3 protein-coding genes are annotated in these 4,156 nt (G+C 58.0%); all 3 read left to right on the forward strand.

Annotated elements, in window-relative coordinates; all coding sequences use genetic code 11:
• The first annotated feature begins 69 nt into the window (after positions 1-69).
• The gene (gene rpsG / locus NW856_RS04385; RefSeq protein WP_011432554.1) at positions 70-540 is read left to right on the forward strand and encodes a 30S ribosomal protein S7; all 471 of its coding nucleotides are present in this window, start codon (positions 70-72) and stop codon (positions 538-540) included.
• 153 nt (positions 541-693) lie between these two features.
• Positions 694-2,817, forward strand: coding sequence for an elongation factor G (gene fusA, locus NW856_RS04390; RefSeq protein ID WP_011432555.1), 2,124 nt, complete (start codon positions 694-696; stop codon positions 2,815-2,817).
• 31 nt (positions 2,818-2,848) lie between these two features.
• Positions 2,849-4,078, forward strand: coding sequence for an elongation factor Tu (gene tuf, locus NW856_RS04395; RefSeq protein ID WP_414399300.1), 1,230 nt, complete (start codon positions 2,849-2,851; stop codon positions 4,076-4,078).
• The last annotated feature ends 78 nt before the right edge of the window (positions 4,079-4,156 follow it).

Below are 4,156 nucleotides of genomic sequence, written 5' to 3' on the forward strand. Positions count from 1 at the left end.
TCAACCCTCCATATCCCACTCGTCATCTTTCTTTCTGCCATCCCCATCTGAACAAGCAACCCAGCTCCTATGTCTCGCCGCAACCGTGCCCCTCGTCGTGATGTGCCCCCGGATCCCAAGTATGGGAGCCGTCTGGTTACCATGCTGATCCGCAAGTTGATGATGAGGGGTAAGGCATCCCTGGCTGCCAGGATCCTCTATGAAGCTCTGGACATTGTGCGGGAGCGCACTGGCCAAGACCCACTGCCCTTGCTGGAAAATGCTGTTCGCAACGCCACCCCACTGGTGGAGGTGAAAGCCCGCCGGGTGGGCGGAGCCACCTATCAGGTGCCTGTGGAGGTGAGAGGAGAACGGGGCACTTCCCTAGCGCTGCGCTGGTTGGTGACCTTTTCGCGCACTCGTCCAGGTCGCACCATGGCCGCCAAGTTGGCCAATGAGCTGATCGATGCAGCCAACGAAACCGGCAGCGCCATTCGACGGCGGGAAGAGGTGCATCGCATGGCCGAGGCCAACAAGGCCTTTGCCCACTACCGCTACTGAACTAGCCTGGCGGAGCAGTGGAGACTTTTGGGATCCCTGTTCTGCCCAGCCCGAGTTCCAGCGAGGTGGAGAAAAATCGGCAAAAAAGATTAGAATTGTAAAGGATTTTTTAGTTTGCCCAAGTCGCAGGGCGACGAGGATTGGGAGGTTGACGTGGCACGCACAGTTCCCCTAGAACGAGTCCGAAACATCGGCATCGCGGCTCACATCGATGCTGGCAAGACCACGACCACAGAGCGGATTCTCTTCTACTCCGGTCTGGTGCACAAAATTGGCGAAGTTCACGACGGAACTGCGGTCACCGATTGGATGGCCCAGGAGCGGGAGCGGGGCATCACCATCACCGCTGCGGCCATCACCACCCGTTGGACTAAGCGGGATCCCGCAAATCCTTCCCAGCCCCTCTCCGGCGCACCGGAGTACACCATCAACATCATCGATACTCCTGGGCACGTCGATTTCACCATTGAAGTTGAGCGCTCCATGCGGGTGCTGGATGGGGTGATCGCCGTCTTTGACTCGGTGGGCGGCGTGCAGCCTCAGTCTGAGACCGTCTGGCGGCAAGCCAATCGTTACAATGTGCCCCGCATTGCCTTCGTCAACAAAATGGATCGCATGGGGGCCAATTTCCTCAAGGTTTACAACCAGATCCGGGAGCGCCTCAAGGCCAATGCTGTGCCCATCCAACTGCCCATCGGTGCCGAAGACGGGTTTTGCGGCATTGTTGACTTGGTGCGGATGCAAGCCCGCATTTATATGGATGAGATCGGCAAAGACATTCGTCCGGCCCCCATCCCTGAGGAGATGAAAGATCTCGTGGCAGAGTATCGGGCCAAGCTGGTGGAAGCAGTGGCCGAGACGGACGAAGCTCTGATGGAAAAGTACTTCGCCGAAGAAGATCTGAGCGAAGCCGACTTGATGGCGGGTCTGCGCAAAGGCACGATCAGCGGCCAAATTGTGCCCATGCTGTGTGGCTCTGCCTTCAAGAACAAGGGAGTCCAGATGCTGCTGGATGCGGTGGTGGATTACCTGCCCTCGCCTGTGGATATTCCGGCCATCAAGGGGGTGCTGCCAGATGGCTCAGAAGTGTCCCGCCGTGCCAGCGACGATGAGCCCTTCTCCGCCCTGGCCTTCAAGTTGATGAGTGATAAGTACGGGGATCTCACCTTTATTCGCGTCTACTCGGGGGTGTTGACCAAAGGTACTTATGTGCTCAACTCCACCAAGAACAAGAAGGAGCGAATTTCGCGGTTGGTGGTGCTGAAGGCCGATGAACGCTTGGACGTGGATGAGCTGCGGGCAGGAGATCTGGGAGCTGTGGTGGGCCTCAAGGACACCACCACCGGAGACACCCTCTGCGACGAAAATGCGCCGGTGATCCTGGAGTCTCTGTTTATCCCAGAGCCGGTGATCTCAGTAGCGGTAGAACCCAAAACCAAAGCCGATATCGATAAGCTCTCCAAGGCCCTGCAGGCCCTGGCCAAGGAGGATCCCACCTTCCGCGTGTCTGTGGATCCCGAGACCAATCAAACCATCATCTCTGGGATGGGCGAGCTGCACCTGGAGATCTTGGTGGATCGGATGCTGCGGGAGTTCAACGTAGAAGCCAATGTTGGTAACCCACAGGTGGCCTACCGCGAAACCATTCGCAAGCCGGTTAGCCGCGTGGAAGGCAAGTTTGTTCGCCAGAGTGGTGGCCGCGGCCAGTACGGCCATGTGGTTATCGACCTAGAGCCGGCGGAGCCGGGTACAGGATTTGAGTTCGTTTCCAAGATTGTGGGTGGCGTTGTGCCCAAAGAATACATTGGGCCAGCCGAGCAAGGGATCCGAGAAGCCTGCGAATCCGGTGTGCTGGCGGGCTATCCCCTGATTGACATCCGCGCCACCCTGGTGGATGGCTCCTACCACGAGGTAGACTCCAGCGAAATGGCCTTCAAGATCGCCGGTTCGATGGCTCTGAAGGAGGCCGCTCGCAGGGCAAGCCCTACCCTGCTGGAGCCGATGATGAAGGTCGAGGTGGAAGTCCCTGAAGCCTTTGTGGGGGATGTCATCGGGGACATCAACGCCCGCCGCGGCCAGATGGAGGGGATGAATACAGAAGGCGGCATTACCAAAGTCAATGCCAAAGTTCCCTTGGCGGAGATGTTTGGCTATGCCACCGACATTCGCTCCAAGACCCAGGGTCGAGGCACCTTCACGATGGAGTTCAGCCACTACGAGGAAGTTCCTCGCAGTATCGCCGAAGCCATCATTGCCAAAAACAAAGGAAATGAGTAGCTGACTGAAACCAAAAAGGAAGTGATGATTCATGGCACGCGCTAAGTTTGAACGCACCAAACCCCATGTCAACGTTGGCACCATCGGCCATGTTGACCACGGCAAGACCACCCTGACGGCTGCCATCACCACCACCTTGGCTGCTTTGGGTCAGGCCACAGCCAAAAGGTACGATGAGATCGACGCAGCGCCAGAGGAAAAAGCTCGCGGCATTACCATCAACACCGCCCACGTCGAGTATCAGACTGCCAACCGTCACTACGCCCACGTGGATTGTCCCGGCCACGCCGACTACGTGAAGAACATGATCACAGGCGCGGCTCAGATGGATGGGGCCATCTTGGTGGTGTCTGCAGCTGATGGTCCCATGCCCCAAACACGGGAGCACATCCTGTTGGCCCGTCAGGTAGGGGTGCCCAGCTTGGTGGTCTTCCTAAACAAAGAAGACATGGTGGATGATCCAGAGTTGCTGGAGTTGGTGGAGCTGGAAGTGCGGGAGCTCCTCTCCAAATACGACTTCCCCGGCGACGACGTTCCCATCATCAGAGGATCGGCGCTGAAAGCCCTAGAAAGAATGACCGCCAACCCCAAAACCCAGCGGGGCGAAGATCCTTGGGTGGACAAAATTTATGAGCTGATGGATGCGGTGGACTCCTACATTCCCACGCCTGAGCGGGATGTGGACAAGCCCTTCCTGATGGCTGTGGAGGATGTCTTCTCGATTACTGGTCGGGGCACGGTGGCCACGGGCCGGATCGAGCGGGGCCGCATCAAAGTGGGCGAAACGGTGGAATTGGTGGGCCTGCGGGAAACTCGCTCCACCACTGTTACTGGCCTGGAAATGTTCCAAAAAACCCTCGATGAGGGGATCGCCGGCGACAACGTTGGTGTGCTGTTGCGCGGCATTCAGAAGAACGAAGTGGAGCGCGGCATGGTGCTGGCCAAGCCCAAGACCATTACTCCTCACACCAACTTCGAGTCTGAGGTGTATGTCCTCAAGAAAGAGGAGGGAGGTCGCCACACGCCCTTCTTTGCCGGCTATCGTCCTCAGTTCTATGTGCGCACCACCGATGTAACCGGCACCATCTCTTCCTTCACGGCTGATGACGGATCCCAGCCAGAGATGGTGATGCCCGGTGACCGCGTCAGGATGACGGTGGAGCTGATTCAGCCCATCGCCATTGAGCAGGGGATGCGCTTTGCTATCCGCGAGGGTGGCCGTACTGTCGGAGCGGGTGTTGTCTCCAAGATCCTGAAGTAAGCTGCTTTTTCCTGGCAGGGATTGAGTGCCGACGGCCCCAGACCAACTCAGTTGCGATAGTGGCGCGGAGCACTTTCC

It is taken from the genome of Synechococcus sp. R3-13 (assembly GCF_047462195.1).
Taxonomy (GTDB): domain Bacteria; phylum Cyanobacteriota; class Cyanobacteriia; order Thermostichales; family Thermostichaceae; genus Thermostichus.

Excerpts from the sequence above, each read along its gene's own strand:
- rpsG (WP_011432554.1), top strand. The coding sequence starts at position 70 with ATGTCTCGCCGCAACCGTGCCCCTCGTCGTGATGTGCCCCCGGATCCC.
- tuf (WP_414399300.1), top strand. The coding sequence starts at position 2,849 with ATGGCACGCGCTAAGTTTGAACGCACCAAACCCCATGTCAACGTTGGC.